This is a genomic window from Pseudoalteromonas sp. S1650, assembly GCF_005887195.1.
Lineage (GTDB): Bacteria > Pseudomonadota > Gammaproteobacteria > Enterobacterales > Alteromonadaceae > Pseudoalteromonas > Pseudoalteromonas simplex.
In genome coordinates this window covers 12,996-34,022 of record NZ_PNDF01000053.1, presented here as the reverse complement: position 1 = coordinate 34,022, position 21,027 = coordinate 12,996, and the positions used below count along the sequence as shown (strand labels likewise).

At 40.6% G+C, this 21,027-nt stretch carries 20 protein-coding genes; 11 read left to right on the top strand and 9 right to left on the bottom strand.

What is annotated here, in order from left to right:
• Nucleotides 1-10: 10 nt before the first annotated feature.
• Nucleotides 11-817: a DUF2989 domain-containing protein gene (locus CWB80_RS16110; RefSeq protein ID WP_054552895.1), complete on the bottom strand. Its 807-nt coding sequence runs from the start codon at nucleotides 815-817 to the stop codon at nucleotides 11-13.
• 174 nt (nucleotides 818-991) lie between these two features.
• On the opposite strand from CWB80_RS16110, the gene CWB80_RS16105 reads away from it, so the two are divergent.
• The 9 genes from CWB80_RS16105 to ccoG all read left to right on the top strand — a co-directional run bounded on the left by CWB80_RS16105 (nucleotide 992) and on the right by ccoG (nucleotide 12,691).
• A complete protein-coding gene (locus CWB80_RS16105) occupies nucleotides 992-2,434 on the top strand; it encodes a glyceraldehyde-3-phosphate dehydrogenase (protein WP_054552896.1) in 1,443 nt (480 codons plus the stop codon).
• 202 nt (nucleotides 2,435-2,636) lie between these two features.
• The gene (locus CWB80_RS16100; RefSeq protein ID WP_138602484.1) at nucleotides 2,637-3,764 is read left to right on the top strand and encodes a M14 family metallopeptidase; all 1,128 of its coding nucleotides are present in this window, start codon (nucleotides 2,637-2,639) and stop codon (nucleotides 3,762-3,764) included.
• 327 nt (nucleotides 3,765-4,091) lie between these two features.
• Nucleotides 4,092-5,594, top strand: a complete 1,503-nt coding sequence (locus CWB80_RS16095) for an alanine/glycine:cation symporter family protein (RefSeq protein WP_054552898.1) — start codon at nucleotides 4,092-4,094, stop codon at nucleotides 5,592-5,594.
• A 151-nt stretch (nucleotides 5,595-5,745) separates the two neighbouring features.
• Nucleotides 5,746-6,072 (top strand): hypothetical protein, encoded by a 327-nt coding sequence (locus CWB80_RS16090; RefSeq protein ID WP_054553080.1) that lies wholly within the window; start codon nucleotides 5,746-5,748, stop codon nucleotides 6,070-6,072.
• Between the two features lies 1 nt (nucleotide 6,073).
• On the top strand, nucleotides 6,074-6,355 hold the full coding sequence (locus tag CWB80_RS16085; protein ID WP_054552899.1) for a YeaC family protein: 282 nt from the start codon (nucleotides 6,074-6,076) through the stop codon (nucleotides 6,353-6,355).
• Entirely contained in the window at nucleotides 6,345-9,026 is a 2,682-nt protein-coding gene (locus tag CWB80_RS16080; RefSeq protein ID WP_138602486.1) for a DUF349 domain-containing protein, read from the top strand. Before CWB80_RS16085 ends, CWB80_RS16080 begins: the two co-directional genes overlap by 11 nt.
• 54 nt (nucleotides 9,027-9,080) lie before the next feature.
• Entirely contained in the window at nucleotides 9,081-9,638 is a 558-nt protein-coding gene (locus tag CWB80_RS16075; RefSeq protein ID WP_138602488.1) for a YceB family lipoprotein, read from the top strand.
• Between the two features lie 111 nt (nucleotides 9,639-9,749).
• The gene (locus tag CWB80_RS16070) at nucleotides 9,750-11,156 is read left to right on the top strand and encodes a sigma-54 interaction domain-containing protein (RefSeq protein WP_138602490.1); all 1,407 of its coding nucleotides are present in this window, start codon (nucleotides 9,750-9,752) and stop codon (nucleotides 11,154-11,156) included.
• A 152-nt stretch (nucleotides 11,157-11,308) separates the two neighbouring features.
• Nucleotides 11,309-12,691 (top strand): cytochrome c oxidase accessory protein CcoG, encoded by a 1,383-nt coding sequence (gene ccoG / locus CWB80_RS16065; RefSeq protein WP_054552902.1) that lies wholly within the window; start codon nucleotides 11,309-11,311, stop codon nucleotides 12,689-12,691.
• Between the two features lie 37 nt (nucleotides 12,692-12,728).
• Here ccoG and CWB80_RS16060 read toward each other — a convergent pair whose 3' ends face one another.
• The 3 genes from CWB80_RS16060 to CWB80_RS16050 all read right to left on the bottom strand — a co-directional run bounded on the left by CWB80_RS16060 (nucleotide 12,729) and on the right by CWB80_RS16050 (nucleotide 14,890).
• Nucleotides 12,729-13,145: a hypothetical protein gene (locus CWB80_RS16060; protein ID WP_054552903.1), complete on the bottom strand. Its 417-nt coding sequence runs from the start codon at nucleotides 13,143-13,145 to the stop codon at nucleotides 12,729-12,731.
• Nucleotides 13,146-13,330: 185 nt separating this feature from the next.
• On the bottom strand, nucleotides 13,331-14,236 hold the full coding sequence (locus tag CWB80_RS16055) for a M14 family metallopeptidase (protein WP_138602492.1): 906 nt from the start codon (nucleotides 14,234-14,236) through the stop codon (nucleotides 13,331-13,333).
• A 63-nt stretch (nucleotides 14,237-14,299) separates the two neighbouring features.
• A complete protein-coding gene (locus CWB80_RS16050) occupies nucleotides 14,300-14,890 on the bottom strand; it encodes a hypothetical protein (protein ID WP_138602494.1) in 591 nt (196 codons plus the stop codon).
• 152 nt (nucleotides 14,891-15,042) lie between these two features.
• Between CWB80_RS16050 and CWB80_RS16045 the strand changes: the two genes are divergently transcribed.
• Entirely contained in the window at nucleotides 15,043-16,080 is a 1,038-nt protein-coding gene (locus tag CWB80_RS16045; protein WP_054553083.1) for an AI-2E family transporter, read from the top strand.
• Between the two features lie 210 nt (nucleotides 16,081-16,290).
• On the opposite strand, the gene CWB80_RS16035 is transcribed toward CWB80_RS16045, so the two are convergent.
• From CWB80_RS16035 to CWB80_RS16015, 5 genes are all read right to left on the bottom strand, one after another.
• A complete protein-coding gene (locus CWB80_RS16035; protein ID WP_138602354.1) occupies nucleotides 16,291-16,707 on the bottom strand; it encodes a hypothetical protein in 417 nt (138 codons plus the stop codon).
• Entirely contained in the window at nucleotides 16,694-18,031 is a 1,338-nt protein-coding gene (locus CWB80_RS16030; RefSeq protein ID WP_054552906.1) for an ATP-binding protein, read from the bottom strand. The genes CWB80_RS16035 and CWB80_RS16030 overlap by 14 nt, the downstream gene beginning before the upstream one ends.
• Nucleotides 18,025-18,699, bottom strand: a complete 675-nt coding sequence (locus CWB80_RS16025; protein ID WP_054552907.1) for a response regulator transcription factor — start codon at nucleotides 18,697-18,699, stop codon at nucleotides 18,025-18,027. Before CWB80_RS16025 ends, CWB80_RS16030 begins: the two co-directional genes overlap by 7 nt.
• A gap of 2 nt (nucleotides 18,700-18,701) precedes the next feature.
• Nucleotides 18,702-18,953, bottom strand: coding sequence for a PepSY domain-containing protein (locus CWB80_RS16020; RefSeq protein ID WP_054552908.1), 252 nt, complete (start codon nucleotides 18,951-18,953; stop codon nucleotides 18,702-18,704).
• Nucleotides 18,954-19,104: 151 nt separating this feature from the next.
• Nucleotides 19,105-19,404 (bottom strand): YciI family protein, encoded by a 300-nt coding sequence (locus CWB80_RS16015; RefSeq protein WP_054552909.1) that lies wholly within the window; start codon nucleotides 19,402-19,404, stop codon nucleotides 19,105-19,107.
• Between the two features lie 176 nt (nucleotides 19,405-19,580).
• On the opposite strand from CWB80_RS16015, the gene CWB80_RS16010 reads away from it, so the two are divergent.
• Nucleotides 19,581-21,005 carry a sodium-dependent transporter gene (locus CWB80_RS16010; protein ID WP_054561222.1) on the top strand — a complete coding sequence of 475 codons (1,425 nt, stop codon included), beginning with the start codon at nucleotides 19,581-19,583 and terminating at the stop codon, nucleotides 21,003-21,005.
• Nucleotides 21,006-21,027: the final 22 nt, after the last annotated feature.

Here is a 21,027-nt window from a genome sequence, read left to right as displayed (position 1 = left end):
GTTGGAATTATCAAAACCCGCGTGGTGATACGAAGCTTCCTTCTTGGATACTGTCGTAGGTTTTTTGTGCTAAATCATCTAAGCTGTCTAGGCTTTTGCCTGCGGCAGCAAGTTGATGTTCGATAGGTAAAATATCGACATTTTCATACCCTGATAATTGTGCCACGCGTGCAAAAGTGTATGCGTGCTTATACTTTTCGTGTTTGTAAAACAAGCTGACCAGAGTCGGGTAGATCTCTGGATTCGGTGTTTCACCTGCTTTATTTAACTCGAGCGTTTTGTATAGCAAATCAATGGTTTTTTCATCATCAAACTTCACGTAGTAGCTTGCCAAGAAAAACTGCATTTCAGCATCTTCGGTCACCCGTTTATCTTGTTTTTCTTCAAGGGCGAGTAGTTTAGTTAACGCTGATTGGTCGTTATTACGTGACCAATGGTAATACAACAAACCAGGGTGGTTCGTATTTTTGGTATCTTGAAAAATACGTGTCATTTCTTTAATGCTTGTTAAATGACCTTCAACGCGAGAGGTGGTTTTTTCTTTTAGTTTTATATGCTCAATCTTGGCCGCAAGCGATACACATTGATCGTATTTCTCAAAGTCTTTTAATAATTGATATTTGTTTTCGTCTGTTGGCGACTTATATTCAACATAACGTTGAATGATGACCTCGGCACGTTGCTCTTTACAGTGACTGTCTTTATTTAAATCACTGCAGAAGCCAGGTGTTTCGTCGCACACTTTCGCCAGTGTAAGCGGATCTTCACAGCCTGCTAATGCCAATAAACCAAGCAACACGCTTGCTCTTAATAACATTCCTTAACCTCTACTTAATTTGTACTACTTTATTCTAGCGCAATGATTTGTTCTGTAACAGTGGAGAATCGTTCGAGTTTAAATTAGAATACCCCTGCCTGAGATGTGTTGCTCTCAAATCACAACACATTTTTTAAGGCTATCCGTTCAAAATTGTTTAATTAGGTAAAAAAAATGACCTCATCTCACGAGTTAGAATACACAAGCAGCTGGCAAGAACGTCAAGATTACGCAGAAAGTATGCAACCTATCATTGGTAGACTTTACCGTAATCGTGGTATCGAAATCGCTGTATATGGCCGTCCTCTCGTTAATGCCAGTACAATCGATATCATCAAAGCACACAAAACAGTTGCTCAGTTTGAAGGTACAAAACTACGTTTACGTGAAAGCTTCCCTTTCTTAGAAGCAATTAGCAAAATGGACTTAAACTCAGCACGTATCGATATTGGTAAACTAGCGTATGGTTATTTGTTTAACGATGCTGCGAAAGGTCGCTCAGTTGAAGAGTACTTAACTGACGAATTAGCAGAAATCGCAAACTCAGAGCGTAAAGAACCACGTGATGTTGTGTTATACGGTTTCGGTCGTATCGGTCGTTTATTAGCGCGTCTTTTAATCGAGAAGTCAGGTCCTTATGCAGACCTACGTTTACGTGCAATCGTTGTACGTGGTGGTAAAGATGGTGACCTAGAAAAGCGTGCAAGCTTACTTCGTCGTGATTCTATCCACGGTCCATTCAATGGCTCAATTACAATTGACAAAGAGCGCAATGCAATTAAAGCTAACGGTAGCTACATCCAAGTTATCTATGCTAACTCACCAAGCGAAGTTGATTACACAGCTTACGGCATTGAGAATGCGCTTATTGTTGATAACACAGGTATTTGGAAAGACGAAGCAGGCCTTGGTCAGCACTTAGAAGCGAAAGGCGCAGCAAAAGTATTATTAACTGCACCAGCTAAAGGTAACATCAAGAACATCGTGTACGGTGTTAACAACCAAGATATCAAACCTGAAGATAAGATTGTCTGTGCAGCAAGCTGTACGACCAATGCTATTACGCCAACGTTAAAAGCGCTTAACGATAAGTTTGGTATCAAAAATGGTCACGTTGAAACTGTTCACTCGTACACCAATGACCAAAATTTAATTGATAACTACCACAAAGCTGAGCGTCGTGGCCGTGCTGCTGCACTTAACATGGTTATCACTTCAACAGGTGCTGCAAAAGCGGTTTCTAAAGCTTTACCTGAGCTTGAAGGTAAACTAACTGGTAACGCTATCCGCGTTCCTACGCCAAACGTATCAATGGCTATCTTGAACTTAAACCTTGAAAAAGGTACAACTGTTGAAGAACTAAATGCGTTCTTACGTGAAACAGCACTTCATTCAGACCTTCGTGATCAAATCGATTACACAGCGTCTACTGAAATCGTATCGACTGACTTAGTAGGTAGCCGTTACGCAGGTGTTGTTGATTCACAAGCGACAATCGTAGATGACAACCGCGTTGTACTTTACGTTTGGTACGATAACGAGTTCGGTTATAGCTGTCAGGTAGTACGTTGTATGCGTGATATGGCTGAAGTAACTTTCCCAAGCTTACCTCGCTAATACCTAAGTTATAAAGAATCTAGAAGCCAGCATTATGCTGGCTTTTTTAGTCGTGAAAGTTTTTGCAAATTTTCAGCATGTGATAGGCTGTTAAGGGTCTACACCATATTACTAACAAAACGTTCTAACTACAGAGCGTTGACTTAATTCTTAACTAACAAGCGAATAGCTAAGAATTATTTTTAACCAATAGGTTTATAGAATGAAAATCACCAGCAATTTTGACAGTGGTAATATCAAGGTTATTGAAGCCGTTGATCCACTGAATATTCAATTAGAAATCAATAAAGACAATCAGTCTGATTTTTTCCAGTGGTTTCACTTTCGTCTTGAAACAACTGCGTTTCAAAACCATAAATTACACATTAATAACCTAGAGAACTCAGCATACCCTGATGGCTGGGAAGGTTACCATGCGGTTGCATCATACGACCGTCAAACTTGGTTCCGTGTTCCATCTGAGTACGCAAACGGCACACTATCATTTGAAGTAGAGCCTGAGTGCGGCAGCATGTACTTTGCTTACTTTGCGCCATACAGCTATGACCGTCACTTAGATTTACTAGCATGGGCACAAAGCCAACATGCCTGTAAATTAGAAACATTAGGCGAAACCCTTGATGGTCGTGATATGAGTGTTTTACGTGTGGGTATTCCTAGCAGTGAGAAGAAAAAAATCTGGATCACGGCGCGCCAGCACCCAGGCGAAACTATGGCTGAGTGGTACGTTGAAGGTTTACTTCATAAATTACTTGATGATGAAGACCCACATGCAGCAGCATTATTATCTAAAGCGGTATTCTACATCGTGCCAAATATGAACCCAGATGGCAGTGTGCGTGGTCACCTACGTACTAACGCTAAAGGCGTTAACTTGAACCGTGAATGGCAAACACCGAGCATGGAAAATAGCCCTGAAGTTTTCTTAGTGCTTAACAAAATGCGAGAAACTGGCCTTGATATGCACTTAGATATTCATGGTGACGAAGCAATTCCTTATAACTTTGTTGCGGGTAGTGAAGGTATCCCGGGCTACGATGATCGCTTAAAAGAGTTAGAAGATAGCTTTAAAGCTGCGCTTTTAACTGTGACGCCTGAGTTCCAAGACGAACATGGTTATCCAAAAGATGAGCCGGGCCAGGCTAACTTAACTGTCGGTTCTTCTGCTGTCGCGCATGAATTTAATGCATTAGCTTACACGGTAGAGATGCCATTTAAAGATAACGATGATTTACCAGATCCAGATTACGGCTGGTCAGATCGTCGCTCATATCAATTTGGTCAAGATACGTTAGCGGCTATTGTTAACGTGATTGATAAATTAAGATAACGACCCTTACGGGCATCAGCAAAACTGATGCCCGTAATTGTATCTGATACCAATTTGCAAAAATACTTAATTAAACAAATTGGTATGAAAGTTAAAAAAGCAGCGGTGCAGAGCAGGATGCATCGAATGTTAATTTAGTAGGTACATTTATCATATTGAAAATTAACTGTTAACAAACTTGGTTGGTTTAAGTTAATATCCAATATATTCAGCTGTGAAGTAACAAAATTTCATTTTTATTTCTCACAGTTATCGTGTCGCGCATTCTCACAAGCTCACGCTGAGTATCGTAACTAACAATAAAAAATATAATCATAGAGGATATCCATGGAAGCTTTAGTAAGCGCCGTTAACGACATAATTTGGAGTGATGCACTCATTTATTTATGTCTAGGTGCAGGTCTGTTTTATTCCGTTTTAACCCGATTCGCACAAGTTAGACATTTTAAAGAAATGTGTAAATTATTACTTAGCTCTAATAATTCAGATACGGGTATTTCTTCGTTTCAAGCGCTAGCGGTTTCGTTATCAGGCCGTGTAGGTGTAGGTAATATTGCCGGGGTTGCTGCAGCAATCGGCTTTGGTGGTCCGGGTGCGATTTTCTGGATGTGGATAGTTGCGTTCCTTGGCGCAAGTACTGCATATGCCGAGTCAACACTTGGTCAGATTTATAAATCAGAAGAAGACGGTCAATATCGCGGTGGCCCAGCATATTACTTCGACCGCTGCTTACAGCAAAAGTGGTTAGCCGTATTATTTGCAGTGTCGGCGATTATTGCTTGTGGTGTATTCCTTCCGGGCGTTCAAGCGAATGCGGTAGGTAATGCATTCACACAAGTTTTTGGTGAAGGCACATTGGTTAGCACCAGCTTTGGTGAAGTAGGTAGCTTTAAGCTGGTTGCGCTTGCAATCATCTTAATTGTGCTTGCATTTATCATCTTTGGTGGCATTAAACGTATCGCAAACTTCACACAAATTGTGGTGCCATTTATGGCGCTAGGTTATATCGTGTTAGCCTTAATCGTGGTGTTCTTAAACCTAGATAAAGTGCCAGGTATCTTCTCAATGATCTTATCTGATGCATTCACCGCGCAAGCAGGCTTTGGTGCTGCAATTGGTTGGGGTGTTAAACGTGGTATTTACTCAAACGAAGCAGGGCAAGGTACGGGTCCGCATGCAGCATCAGCTGCCGAGGTAGATCACCCAGCTCAACAAGGCTTAGTGCAAGCATTTTCTGTTTATGTTGATACCATTTTTGTTTGTACAGCAACTGCGTTAATGATTCTAATCACTAAACAATACAACATTGTGGGTGAGTTACCTGCAGGTCAATTCATTGTGCAAAACGTTGATGCTGCAACTGAAGTAGGCTCTGCTGCTTTTACACAAATGGCATTATTTAGCGTATTTGGTGGCTTTGGTGAAGCATTCGTTGGTATTGCTTTATTCTTCTTCGCATTTACTACAATTCTTGCTTATTACTATATTGCTGAAACGAACGTTGCTTATTTAAACCGTTATTTCAAAGGCAATATTCCGTTGGTTGTTGTGAAGTTTGTCATCATGTTTATGGTGGCTTACGGTATGGTAAACAACTCAGGTTACATCTGGAATATTGGTGACATTGGCGTAGGCTTAATGGCCTGGATCAATATTGTGGGTATTTTGGCTATTTTCTTTGTCGCAAAACCTGCACTTAACTGTTTACGTGATTACGAAGATCAAAAGAAAGCCGGTGGTGAAATCACTTTTGATCCCGTTAAATTAGGCATTAAAAATGCGACTTTCTGGGAAAAGCGTCTAGCTGAAAAGGCGAAACAGAAACAATAAATCGTTTTTTTGAGTTTTTACGGTGAATTTAGTTGTGCAGGTTTTCGAATCTTCATAAATGAATGAAATTCAAAAAAGACATCGACTCATAAAACAAGTACAATAAAGGGCGCCTAAAGGCGCCTTTTTTATGCGTAGTATGGAGAAAGATATGGCGATTATTAGTTGCCCGCAGTGTGCAAAATCAATATCTGACAAACATAAGCAATGCCCGCATTGTGAATGCCAAGTCACCGATCTAAGCAATGAGCAATTGCAGCAAATGCAAAAAGAAACGCGCATTCGTAGACAACAAAAGTTTATGAATCAGTCTTTCCTCGCACTGATTTTATTTTTAGGGGGCTTTTTCTGTTATTACTTTATGCACCCCGAAGCAAAGTCTCTTGAGTGGTATGCCTATACATCGGCAATGGCAGTAGGTTTTGTGTGGTATCTTGTAAGCCGCATCTATTTAGTTGTTTTAAAAAAGAAAAAGTAACATGAATATTGATCATATCGTTAAAAATATCACCCCAGAAGTATTTGAACGTCTTCAGTATGGTGCCTCTACGGGTAAGTGGCCAGACGGCACTCCTTTGACTGAGGAGCAAAAACAACAAACCGTTCAACTCGTGATGCTTTATCAGGCCAAAGTTTCGCAAAGCAATGAGCAGTTTACCATTGGCGCAAATGGTGAAATGGTGCAAAAGAGCAAAGCTCAATTGCAAAAAGAATTCGCATCAGAAAATGAAATAGCTAGGTTTAGTGAAAATGATCTTTAAACACCTGTTTACTCCAAAATGGAAGCACCCTAAAAACCAAGTCCGTTTAGCTGCGGTTGAACGTCTTGATACAGAGCGTGACCTTAGCATCTTAAATAGCATTGCCCTTGAAGACAGCTCAGCTGAAATCCGCAAAAAAGCATTAAACAAAGTGAACGATATCGTTTTATGGTGGCAAGCATACAAGCAAGACCAAGCACTGAAAGACCTTGCTGAGCAGCATATCAATCAAGCGGTTTTAAATACCGACAGCCAACTAGATGCAAATATCAAAAATGAGTTTATTGAGCGTTACGCACCTGTCAAAACTCTTGAGAAACTCGCCTTTGCAGAAAAAGAACTTCAAGTTCGTGTTAAGTTATTAAAGCGTTTAGCAAACCCAAGCTTAATTGATAAAGCTTTTAAAGAAGGCCGTGAAGAGCTGCAATTGCAACTTGTTGAGCTTGTGATTAATCATCAACTTGCTAAATCACTATTAAAGCATGCAAAAGGTGAGGCGCATACCCAACTAGCTACTCATCTTGACAATGAACGCTTAGCGATAGAAATGCCTGCCAAAGTAGAAGCTGATACACGTGTGGTATTAGCAAAGCTTAATGCGCTTCGTGATAAAAATGACTTTCAGTTAGTGTCGATGCAACATGCTGAGTTATTACAGCAGTGGCAAGCTATCGAACTAAAATGGCTGAGCGATGAGCAAGTAAGCACGTTAGATAAGAAATATTCAGCGATTACGCAAAAGCTTGAATCGCATATTGCAGTTTTAAGTAAAGAGCATGAAGCAGCGCAGCAAGCGTTAGCTGAGCAACAACGTCAGGTATTAGCACTTGCAAGCCTTGAAGCAATTGGCGAAGAAATTGAAAATGCATTGCAATTAGGCTTAGAAACGCCAGAGCAAATTCAACAAGATTGGCTCGAGGCAAAAGTTGCAGAGGCAAAAGATGCGTTAGCAGAGGCGGACTTAGCTGATAACCGAACTGTGCGTGATGTAAAACAACATTTAACAAATTTATTTAACCAAGTTGAGCAGTTACCGCAACTGGTTAGTGCTATTGCTGAGTTTAAAGAGACATTTGATCAATTAAATATCGTTGCGACAACTGAAGACGAAAGCGAGTTTGACGGTCTTAAACAGCAGTTTGAGCAACAGCAAAAATTAGCACGCAAAAAGCTGGCAAGTATTCCTAGTCGTTTACAAGGTCGCTTTAAAGCAAATTTAGCTGAAACAGTAAACAGTTGGCAGCAAGCGATGGCACCGCTGACGAATAAGTTTGAGAAAAATCAACAAACAGCGAAGCGTAAAGCTCGTGATGTAAAACGCTTAATTGAGCAAGGTCGCTTTAATGTTGCCTTTGGTGTGTTTAAAGGTTTTGAAGAGCTATACGCAACACTTACAGACTATTACAAACAGCCATTAAATAGCTTGAAAGCTGATTTAGAAGCGCAACTAGCCGAAGCAAAAGATTGGCAAAAATACGCATCGGCACCAAAGCGTGATGCGCTACTCGTTGAAGTAAATGAACTTGTTGCAACCGAGTGTACTGACCCTAAACAACGCGCAGAGCAAGTTAAACAGTTGCGTCGTCGATGGAATGAGTTAGGACGTTTAGATACTGATGCAGAAAAACAACAAGGCGAGTTATTCGATCAACAAATTGAATTACTGTTTGCGCCGTGTCGTGAGTATTTTGCAGAGCAGGAGCAGCAACGTGAACAAGCTAAAGCACAGCGCGTTGATATAATCTCGCAAATGCAGCAGTTAACAGAGCTTGATAGCTCTTCTGATGAGTTTGATTGGAAGCAGTTTGAAAGCAAGTTCAACCGTACCGCAAAAGCGTGGCGTTCTGCAGGTAATGTCGATCCTAAAACATACCGTGAACTACAAACGCAATTTAAAGCTGCACAATCACAAGTACAAGGTCAACTTGCTGCATTTCATAAAGCAAATGCTGAACAAAAAGCAGCACTTGTTGAGCAAGCAACACAGTTATCACAAAGTGATGATTTAGCTGCTGCGTGCCAAGATCTAAAAGCGCTTCAACAAACTTGGCAGACTATTGGCTTTGCAGGAATGAAAGCTGAAAACACCTTATGGCAGCAATTCAGACGAGTTAATGACGAGACTTTTGCTAAGCGCAGTGTCGAGTTTGAACAGCAAAAGCAAGTACAGCAACAAAATGACGAAGTTGCCGCACAGCAGTTAAGTGAGCTTGAGTCTGCACTTGAGACCGTGATGCATCTTGCACAGCTTAAAGATTTAACAGTGAAGCTAGCAGAGCTTGAATACTCAAAAGCGTTATCCGCACGCGTGACTCAGTTAGAGGCAGCGATTAGTGCAAAATCAGCCCTAATTAGTAAGCAAGCAGAGCAGTCTAAATTAACGGCTTTATTTGCTGCTCTTGAAAGCAACAGCGAACTGCCTTCGCAGTTTCAAGCTTCATTAACAACTAAGCTAAACGCTGCGCAGCTGTTAACCCGTATCGAAATTCTGGCAGGCGTAGAATCGGCTGATAGTCAGTTACGTATGACAGAGCAAGTTGCGATGTTAGATGATAAACACCGTGGCGAACAGGCAGATGTTTATTATTACTTAAAGCAATTACTTGCAGTCAGTGAGGGTTCAGTTTCAGCTGACACACTAGCAAGGCTTAAAGCAATATTTGCAATTTAACGAATAAAACCGCTTTTTAAAGCGGTTTTTTTCCGTGTGTTTTTGAGGAAAACAATGAGAATTTTATTACTACTTACCTGTTTATTTTTAGGGGCATGTAAAACGACAGATCAAGGGATGTCTGTTTACTCGTTTAGCAATTCTGAAATTGAAGCAGCCCTTGCTAATCAATTACCAAAACTAAGTGAACAGATTAAGCTGATGGGCTTACCAGTTGATTTTGCGGTAAACGACCTGAGTGTCAATGTTGGCCCAGATAAACGTGATGTGGTGGTTTTAGGGGCCGATTCTAGTGCCGTCATCAAAGCGTTTGCGCTTAAGTATCCAGTACGCTTAAAGCTACAAATTGAAGGTAGCCCATTTTATGACAGCGAGAAAAAAGCGGTCTTTTTACGTAATGTAAAACTGGTTGATACAACAATCGACACCGCGGGTTTCAAGGGCAGCTTAAACTTATTAGATGATCAGGCAATGCAAGTGATTAACGGCTTTTTAGCGGTTAATCCTGTCTATAAGTTAAATATGAACGACCCTAAAGTTGCACTATTGAGCAAATTACCATTAGATATGAAAGTATCTCAGGGCGAAATTATCTTAGTGCCTACACTGTAAACCCATACGATATATTAAAGCGGCTTCTAGTCGCTTTTTTTATGATTGCTTGTTAAGCATGTTCAACCTTGTCATAATTGCTCGTGATATTTCGCGAATTGAGTGATTACTATGATCAAGGAATTTTTAAACGACCCCACGTTATTGCTAAACGCCGTTGGCGAGGGAATTTATGGCTTCGATTTATCGGGTAATGCAGTTTTTGTAAACCCTGCTGCGGAGCGCATGACGGGCTGGAAAGCAGACGAACTCCTTGGTAAAAAAATACATCAATATCATCATCATACTCGTAAAGATGGCTCACCATACCCGGCGGATGAATGCCAAATATATTGCACCATGTTCGATGGCAAACACCGTCATGTAAACGATGAGGTATTCTGGCGTAAAGATGGAAGCTATTTTGCTGTTGAGTATACTTCAACGCCAGTTTATAAAAATGGTGCCTTGATTGGAGCAGTCGCGATTTTTCGCGATGTATCAAAACAGCAGCAAACAGAAGCGGCGTTGCGTGATGCCTTAGCACAAGTTCAGCACCTATCTGAGCAGCTTCAAGCTGAAAATGCTTACCTTATTTCAGAGTTAAACGAAGATTGGCAAGACTCTGGCTTAGTTGGGCAAAGTCATTCATTTCAAAGTATGCTCGAGCAAATTACCTTGGTAAGCCAAACTAATAGTACGGTTTTGATTTTAGGTGAAAACGGCACGGGTAAAGAGCTGGTGGCACGAAACCTTCACCGCTTGAGCAATCGTGCTGAGCAACCTTTCATAAAAGTAAACTGCGCGGCGTTTTCCGCCAACTTAATTGAGTCTGAGTTATTTGGTCATGAGAAAGGGGCATTTACTGGCGCTAATGAACGCAGAAAAGGGCGTTTTGAACTGGCTGATAAAGGCACTTTATTTTTAGATGAAGTGGCAGAGCTGCCATTAGAGGCGCAAAGTAAATTACTGCGGGTACTACAAGAGCAAGAGTTTGAGCGTGTCGGTGGTAGTCAAACTTTAAAAGTCGATATCCGAGTGTTAGCTGCAACAAATCGTAACTTGTGGCAAATGGTTGAGCAGGGCAGCTTTCGAATGGACTTGTATTATCGCTTAAATGTGTTTCCCATTCGTGTGCCTGCGCTTCGTGAACGCAAGGAAGATATTCCACTACTCGCAGCAAATATTATTACGCAGCTGAACAAGCGCTTAGGTAAACAGTTAAAAGGGCTTAGCAAAGCAACACTCACCAAACTGGCGAATTATGATTGGCCAGGCAATATTCGTGAGCTACAAAATATCCTTGAGCGTGAAGCTATTTTGTCTAAGCAAACGGTACTGCAGCTTTCAGCACCTTTGAGTAACGAGCAATCAAATGAGCAGGTGGTTTCCCTTGATGCAGTACAAAAGCAGCATATTTGTGAGGTGCTAAAGCGCTGTAACGGGCAAATATCAGGTGAAAATGGTGCCGCAACCTTGCTGGGACTTCCCGAAAGTACCCTGAGATCAAAAATGAAAAAGCTAGCTATAAAACGATAATTCGCGATATATCACGACTGTTCGCGATATATCGTGCTTTTGGGTGTTTAAATGTAAATTTAATCATTTAATATCAGTTACTTATTTTTTATTTTGTGTTGGCCTGATAGTTGCTCTATCAGGCTATTACCGACACAAAAGTAAGTAGCAAAATGAAATTTGATATTAAAGAGCAAGACTTAATCATCAAGCCCTACAACCAAGAAGGGCCAATTTATATTCGTGAGCAAAAGGGGTATTTCCAACGTATCCGCCGTTACTTAGGCTGGGTGCTGATGCTGACGTTCATCGCCATTCCGTGGATCCCCTATGATGGCCGCCAAGCCGTATTACTCGATGTAGCCAGCCAAAAATTTACCCTGTTTGGTTTAACGCTGTTACCACAAGATTTTATGATCTTAGCTATGTTATTTATGACAGGGGCGTTTGCATTGTTTTTCGTCACTAATTGGTTAGGGCGTGTTTGGTGTGGTTACACTTGTCCTCAAACAATTTGGATGCTGATGTTTACTTGGATCGAACACAAAGTTGAAGGTAACCGTAATCAGCGTATTAAACTTGATAAAGCTGAATGGTCAGTGAGTAAATGGCAAAAGAAAATTACTAAGCATGCAGCTTGGCTGGTGATCTCATTGCTTACATCTATGTCATTTATGGCTTATTTCATCCCCGCTAAGTCTCTATACATGAGCTTATTTACCCTAGAAATGTCTGGTATCGTCAGCTTTTGGGTATTCTTGTTCGCGTTTTGTACCTATGGTAATGCGGGATTCTTACGTGAAAAAATGTGTACAGTGGCGTGCCCTTATTCACGTTTTCAATCTGTGATGTTTGATAAAGACACGTTAGTTGTTACCTACGATCAAGCGCGAGGGGAGTCTCGTGGTGCGCGTAAGCGTAAAGCCGACCCTAAAGAATTAGGCTTAGGTGACTGCGTAGACTGTAACCTATGTGTTGAAGTATGCCCAGCGGGTATCGATATTCGTAATGGCTTGCAGTATGAATGCATAAACTGTGGCTTATGTATCGATGCATGTGATAGCACTATGGAAAAATTCAACTATCAAAAAGGACTGATCAAATACGCCTCAGAAAAACAAATGGAAGGCAAAACGACCAACCCATTTAGATTAAAACTGCTTGGCTATGGCGGTTTAACGGCGCTGTTTGTCGTGGGCATGGTTGTGTGGATGGCAATGCGTACACCTATTGAGGCTTCTGTCATTCGTGACCGTAATGCACTGTATCGTGTTAATTTTGAAGGTTTAGTAGAAAACCCATATACCTTATCAATTATCAACAAAACACAGCATAGCTTGAGCTATTCAATCGGTATAAGTGGTATTGCAGAAGCAAGCTTACAGGTGCCTGAAAAGATAACTGTTGAAGCAGGTCAGATGAAACGTGTGCCTGTCACTGTGGTTGCTGATGGCTACGAGTTAAAGTCAAAAGTAACGCCTATTAGTTTTCACATTCAAGCATTAGAAGATGCTGATATCGCAATAACTAAAGAAACTAAGTTTTACCGAGATTAACCTCAATCACGGCTCTAGAAACGAAAATGGCTTGTTTTTAACAAGCCATTTCTGCAAATTCGAGCTGCTTTAGCACATAAGCTTTAGCGCTGTCTAAATCATCAAATAAACAGTCCATTATTTGAATTGGAGATTGTGCTTGTGCAATGATGCGTTTCATTTGATTAAGCACAATAGACGAGCTAAACATATAAGCGGTTGCTATACAGTTAGTGCCTTGCAGGGCACGGAATAATTGAGTAAAACCACGTTCTGCATCAGGGGTGGTAGCAAGTAAATGGGTAGAATGACTAATATACGCCCACGGCTTTCCAGCGAAAGCAGTAATATGCTTTTTTAAATTGATTGCAAAGTCATTGACTAAACGAGCGTTAATATTGCCAGAAAACTGCCCAATAACAATTGGACCTTCAGTAATAATCCTGACACTGCCATAGTGATTCTTAAATTCCAATTTGCTTCCTTTTGAACTTAAAAAGAGCGCGAATTTTATACAATTCTATGTATGTGTCTAGTTATTTAGTATACAAATTTCAAAAAACATAACTTTTTCATTAATTTTATTTTTATGTGAATCCTATCTAATTATTTTGTATTGGAGTGAATAAATAATCCACTCCCTTTTTAAAATATAGCTAACTATTTGTTAACAATATAATTTAGAGCACCGCTAATTGAGGCTACTTGTGCATCAATACAAATGTCGTCATTTGCTTGTGGACTATCAGGGTAAACCTCTGTTGTTGTGACATATTCTGCATCGGTTAAGCCCATACATAACCCCAGTTTTTTCGCTTGGTAATTAATTACACCAAATTGAGTTTGTGGTACGCCAATCAATTGGTTATTCTCATCACTTGGTGCGATGTGGGTTACTTTCTCAACTGATTTTATAATCGCTGTTTGAAATGCATCATGCGGACGCTCACTATCAGCGACAAGATAAAAGCCATCTGGGATATTCCAGTTATCGTGGGTCGTTGCATCACGTGCTGCTAGAGCAGGGCGAAACTCACTATTATCAGTGTCTGTCGTTTCATGTAGGTCAATATGCACATAAGGTGCAATAGTGTTATCTGCTAAATATTGCATAATTGCTGCAGACTCTTCAGCGGGGCTATCTGCATAGAAAGAGCGATTTGGATCCGTGGCATTTGGATTCCAGCGGTTAATCGTTTCATATCCCCAAGGGCTGATACACGGAGCCACTAAAATATTAAAATCAGCAAAGTAGTCTTTGGCACTTCTCTTAGCAAACGCTAAAGCACCATGCACGCCACTTGTTTCATAACCATGAACACCACCGGTAACCAGCACAACAGGTTTATCAGCTTGCCATTGTTTGCTCTTTAAAATGTAAAGAGGGTATTTGTCGCAGTCGTAACTTAATGCGCCATATTGCTCAATATTAAAATCGCTTGATAAAGAGTCTAGTTGCGATACAACATCATCTAAATAGCTACGCTTTACTGACTGTAATTCAAACCATGCTTTCTTATCTTCTTTGTTCCACGGCTTACCAGGGGTTCCTATAGGGTAACTCATAAAATACCTTGTTGTGACTTGCTGCAAAACGCCAAGCTTATCTAAGCTGTTAAGCTGCTGCAACTAGATAAGCTCAGTAGTAAAGTTACCTTGCTCGTACAGCTTTGCATGATGGTGCTTATGGGTCTCAAATAAGTAATTACGAAGTGCATCTTCACCTTGGCACACTTTCACTATTTTTCCGGCAATTCCTTTGCTGGTCGTTCTTATTGGCTTTACGCTAAGAATAACCTGTTCTTCACTCGGTAAATTAAATGCCAACAGTATTTCTTTATTGAGAATAGGAGTTTGACGCTTTGGCTTGAGTAACACGCCTGTGCTTGATAAAGACAGTATCTGAAATTGCTCTGTGTGAATTTCGAGATCAGGCGTACGCCAGCTGCGTTCGATGCCTTTGGTGTCTATTACTTCTGGTGCGCTAAGTACAGGGATCAGTTGGCCATTCTCGTCCTTGGTAAAATCAAGCGGAAACCACAATTGATAAATCCCCACTTCAGCAAGCAGTGTCAGTTTGGCATTGGTAAGTAAGCCGTTTAATTTATCAGGCAAATTGAGCCTAATAGACATTTTGGTGTCGGTTGGATCGCTATCAGTCCGTTCTGCCTCGAATAAACGGTTGAAAAAAGTGAGTTCTTGTTCGGATAAATGTGCCATATAAAGCTCCTTTTAAAGCACGCTTAGTTATATGTATCATAAATTGTTCAAATTATGCACGTATAAAGAGCATTAATTGTGCCAGCAGCTTTGTGATTTATTTTGCGACGTATTTCACTTACACTGATAAAAAAACTAACAAGGATTTTATTTTGTCGAGCCTGACTGGTGTAAATAAAAGTTTAGTGATATTTGCTGCTTTAGTCGTTGTTTTAGCTGGTATTAAAGCTGCAAGTGTGATTGTTATCCCATTTGTATTGGCAGCCTTTATTGCCATTATTTGTAATCCCTTAATTCGTTTCTTTGCCAAATACGGTATCCCTAAAGGCATTGCTGTTGTATTTGTGATGTTGATGATTGTCGGTGTAGGGATAAGCCTTGCCGGGTTGGTTGGGCAATCGATGACCGATTTCTCTGAAAAGCTGCCTGAGTACAAAGCACAACTAAAAGAAGAATTTGTCTGGGTGGTCAATGTTGCAGCGAGTTATAACATCCTGATTGATAAAGAGCAGATTATTTCTTTATTCGATCCGGGCAAAATGATTGATGTTGCAACCAACATGCTCACAGGCCTCGGTGGCGTGATGGCTAACTTGTTTTTGATCATCCTAACCGTGGTGTTCATGTTGTTTGAAGGACCTATGCTGAGTAAAAAAGTGCATTTAGCACTGGACGATCCTGAAATGAAAATGCAGCAGGTTGATCGCTTTTTAGATTCAATTAATTCTTATCTGGCTATTAAAACGCTGGTTAGCTTAGGCACAGGTATGCTTGCAGGCTTTATGCTGTGGGCACTTGATGTTGATTACTTTGTACTTTGGGGTGTAGTGGCGTTCATGCTTAATTACATTCCAAATATAGGCTCTATCATTGCTGCCGTGCCTCCTGTGTTACTTGCTTTGATAACTCAAGGCCCACTGGTTGCAGGGTTTATTGCTGGCGGATATTTGGTTATTAACACCGTCATGGGTAACATTGTTGAACCGCGCTTTATGGGTAAAGGGTTGGGTTTATCGACGCTGGTGGTGTTTTTATCGTTAATATTCTGGGGCTGGCTGATGGGGACCGTGGGCATGTTGTTGTCAGTCCCATTAACCATGATAGTTAAAATAGCCTTAGAGACTAGTCAAGAAGGGCGATGGTTAGCTACCTTGCTTGGCAATGGCGAAGAGCTAAAACTTGAAGAGTAATACCAATCCGCAATAATACTTAATCATTTTGAGGGATTAAACCTGTCGCTATCTGCGTTAAAAATTTCTGATTTAGAACAACTAAATAACGAAATTTTTGCCTTGCTATCAACGAGGTTTTCTTGCCTCAAAATAGACCACTTAATTAAGCGAATTGGTATAAAAAGGCGCTTAAGCGCCTTTTTGTCCATGAGAATCTGTGAGTTGCTATTACTTTAGAGGTCGCTGTAAAACCTGCACATGGTTTTTTAGGATCTCAATTTCACATTGCTTGTAGGCAATAGCGGCTTTCGTACTATTTGGCATTTTTTGTAGATAACGCCAACGACAGCTGTCTTCTAAATAACGCTCTTGGTTCTTGATGCTGCGATTAAAAATCGGTAGCAATTGGCTGTTACCGCTATCCTCTTTGATTTTCTCAAGATCCATAGTGAGCTTATTAATCCACATCTTTTGGTCACGCTGCAGATCGGCGATAACTTGATCAAGACATTGAATATAGCGTTTGGTGTCATCGGTATTGTTGCTAGCAAGCTCACACGTTTGCTCTGCTTGAGCATGCGATGCACTCGCAATTAAAGCTAGAAAGCTGCCCTTAACGAGTATTGATGTTTTATTTTTTATCATGGTAATTAAACTCTAATATAAACTCAGCACCGGCTAGTTTCTCTGCATCTTTAATGGTTAAGGTGCCATTATACGAGTTGACTAAATCCGACACGATAGCCATGCCGACACCGTGGCCACTTTCATAGGTATCGAGTCTGGTACCGCGAGTCAGTAATGATTCACGCTTGTGCTCAGGGACACCTGGGCCATCATCACTTATACTGAGGGTTAACTTTTTGTTCTGCTTAACCTTTATATCGACCTGTGAACGGCAAGCTTTACAGGCATTATCGATTAAATTACCAAGTAGTTCCATCAAATCTGTTTTATCACCCAAGAAATAGTCTTTTTCACTAACCTCTGAGGTAAATATAATATCTTTGTCGCGATAAACCTTGCTCATCGCGCTTATAATTGAGTCAATAACAGGCTTGATATGAGTTTGTTTCTTCCATGTGTCAGACGCACCTGTTGCAGCGCGCTTTAACTGGTGTTCGATCATCACATTAATTCGGTCTAGCTGCTCTTGTGCATCCGCATCATTGGCTAAAGGGCTTGATTTAAGCACTGCCAAAGGCGTTTTTAATGCATGAGCAAGGTCGCTCAACGAAGCACGGTAACGCTCTTTTTGGCGTTGCTGCGATTCAAGCAATAAGTTTAAATCGGCTTTAATAGTTTGTAGTTCAACCGGGTAAAGACCTTTAATTTGTTGGTTATCACCCGACTCAATGGCTTTAATTTCTTTATCGAGTCGTTGCAGTGGTCTTGCACTCCAAACAAAACCAATCGCCATGAGTGCAGCAATGGACACTCCCATGACATACATCCAATTTACGAGAGTCTGCTTAAAGCCATCCATCAACCTCAGTAGGGCATCATTACGCTTTAATAGGATAAAACGTGCATGCTCTGATTGGTCAATGTTTTCTAAAATAACGGTAAGGGTTAATTGCCAATATACGGTATTGTTGTATTCAACCCGACGAAAATCCGCAGAGCCAGCTGGGGCTTCAAAGTTATCAGGAATAAAGTTGATATTAGTAGCCGATTCAGAATACCAAACTGGTAAGTCACCGCGATAAACCATCGCGTAGGTATCTGAGTTTAATCGATTTAGCTCTGGCGTTAAGATGGTGCTTGGCATAACAATGCCACGTTCAGTGAAATCAACTTCAGAAATTAATGAATATAAGTGAGCTTCGAGGGTTTTTTCGGTCGCTTCGACCAAAGAGGCGTAGTAAGCCTTACCAATTGAGAAAAACAGAATTGGTAGGGCGACTAATAAAACAAAGACAAGAATAAATCCTTGCCTTACTTTAAGCGGTATTTGCGATGCTACCACTGACTTTTTAGCCTGTAACCACGGCCGCGTAATGTTTCAACAGGGTTAAGGGTACCATCAGGGTCAAGCTTCTTACGTAAACGCAATACGAAAACTTCGATTACGTTTGAATCAAGGTCAAAGTCTTGGTCGTAAATGTGCTCAGTTAGTTCAGATTTAGAAATTACCTTTTGTGGATTAACCATTAGGTATTCTAAAACTTTGTATTCGTATGCCGTTAAGCTAAGTTCTTTATCGTTAACCCATACTTGCTGTGAGCGAGTATGAATTTTAATAGGGCCAGCTGTCATTTCTGGGTTTGCTTTACCGGCGCTACGGCGGATAAGTGCATTACAGCGGGCAATTAGCTCTTCAACGTGGAAAGGTTTAGTTAGGTAGTCATCTGCACCTGCATCTAAGCCTTCTACTTTATCTTGCCAACGGTCACGTGCCGTTAAAATCAAAATAGGAATGGTAATACCTTGTGCACGTGCTTTGGTAATTAGTTCAATACCATCAACTTTAGGTAAGCCTAAATCGACTACCGCCATATCTAGCGGGTATTCGGTAATATGGAATAAACCAGCTTCACCATCGTGACAAAGGTCAACGCTGTAACGCTCTTTTTCTAGGGCATTACGAAGGTTATCTGCTAAGTGTAAATCATCTTCAATTACTAAAATTCGCATTCTTAATCCTTTTTCACTTCGCCAGTCTTTTTGTTCACATGGACATCAACCACGTGGCCGTTCGTTTTTAAAATTCTTACGGTAAATACTTTATCTTGCTCTGTGATTTTTAGGGTTCGGCCGTCTTCAGACTTTTTGGCGATCGTCACAGCCTGCTTTTTAGTCACCTCTTGGGCTTGTTTCTTATTGGCATCAGCATGAAAGCTTGATAATGCAAATAAAAGACTAAAACTGAAGGCTAATAATATGCGCATGACGGGGAACTCCTAAACCAGACCCATTTAGTTTAATTAACCAATTAACTAAAATTCAAGTAATTACGTTAAATTCTGTAATTCAATAGCCAAATCTTAGTTAATAAGCCGTGAACAAACACTGAATTATTGGTTCAGTTAAGTTCAGAGGTTAACCAAATACTTTCTTAAATGGTTTTACGACTGAGTTGTCGTAAACACCCGCCGCAATATACGGATCGTTTGCTGCCCATTCGCGTGCTGCTTCTAACGACTCAAACTCAGCAACCACTAATGAACCAGTAAAACCAGCGTCAGCTGGATCTTCACTATCAATGGCTGGCAATGGGCCTGCCGTAAATAAACGGTTTTGATCGTCTAATTCTTGAAGGCGTGCTAAGTGAGCAGGACGTGCAGATTTGCGAGCTTCTAAACTATTTTCAACATCCGTTGAATAAATCATATACAGCATGGTGTGTTCTCAATGTTATTTTTAAAAAATAGTAGCATATTCTTAGCAATAGACGAGAGATTATTCGCGTAATAATCTTTACACAAACCCATATAACTTTAACTTATAAAGCTTGAAATACGCGGTGTAACACTGGTAGAGTCGCTGGGTTGAGAAAATAATAATAAGGTTTTTAAATGAGCGAAAAACGTGAGCATTTTAGCTCCCGCCTCGGTTTTATTTTAGCGGCAGCCGGTTCTGCTGTAGGTATCGGAAACTTAGTAGGTTTTCCTGTTTCAGCCACAAAAAACGGCGGTGGTGCTTTCCTTTTAGTCTATGCATTGTTTGTCATTTTTATCTGTTTGCCAGTGATGATGGCTGAAATGGCCATGGGTCGTAAAGCGCAAAAAGATCCACTTGGTTCATACAAATTTTTAGCGGGCAATGATCCAAAATGGAACTTTGCTGGCTTTTTAGCTGTATTAACGCCATTTATGATTGCTGTTTTTTACATGGTGATCACGGTATGGATTTTTGGTTATTTATCGCAAACCGCTTTTGGTAATCTAGATGCCTTGGCGCAGCCGGATAATTTTGGCACCTTTATTAATAGCTACACCGTGTTTGGTTATATGGCCGTGGTTGCCATCATCGTTAACTTGATTTTGGTGGGCGGTGTTAAAGAAGGTATTGAAAAAGCGGCTAAGTTTATGATGCCAGCTTTATTTGTACTACTCACCGCGTTGGTTGTATACGTACTAACTCTTGATAACGCAATGGCCGGTGTTAAGTACTATGTTGTTCCTGACTTTTCAAAAATGGATGCCAGCGTATTAAATGGTGCATTAGCTCAAGCGTTTTTCTCGTTGTCACTGGGTATGGGTATCTTAATGACCTATGCATCGTATATTTCTAAGAAAGATGACATTGTTGGTAGTGCAAAAATGGTTGCAGTCACTGACTCGATGGTGGCATTTATTGCTGGTCTAATGGTGCTTCCAGCTATTTTCAGTTTTAACCCAGATACTGACCCAAGTACTTTATCTGACTCGTCAGTATCGATGATTTTTGTCTACCTACCAAAAATTTTATTAGCGTTACAAGCTGATATTGGCTACGTGGGTGCATCAATTGTTGCGTTTGTATTCTTCTTACTTGTCTTTTTTGCTGCAATTACGTCACTTGTATCAATTGTAGAGGTGCCAACAGCGACTTTAAGCGACCGCAAAGGTATTAGCCGTAAAAAAGCACTGGCTATCTTAACTTTATCTACAGGTGTTTTAACTGTGCTGTGTACAATGTCATTTGGTATGGTTGACTCGCTTACAAAGTTTGTTAGCTATGGCGGTGCAGATAAGAGCTTATTTGATATTGTTTATGATGTGTTTTACGACACAATTTTACCGCTTAACGGTTTAATGGTGTGTTTATTCGTTATGTATCGTTGGAAAAAAGCAAACTTGTCGGCAGAGTTAAGCCAAGGCTGTGAAGGCTATATTGGCAGCTTCACAGAGAAGTATGTGAACTTCTCACTATCAACGTTTATCCCTGCCATTTTATTACTAATCTTTGTAAATACGGTGGCGACTAAGTTTTTTGCATTTAGTATTTTCGGATTTTAAAGACCAGTTCAATACTTAGCCG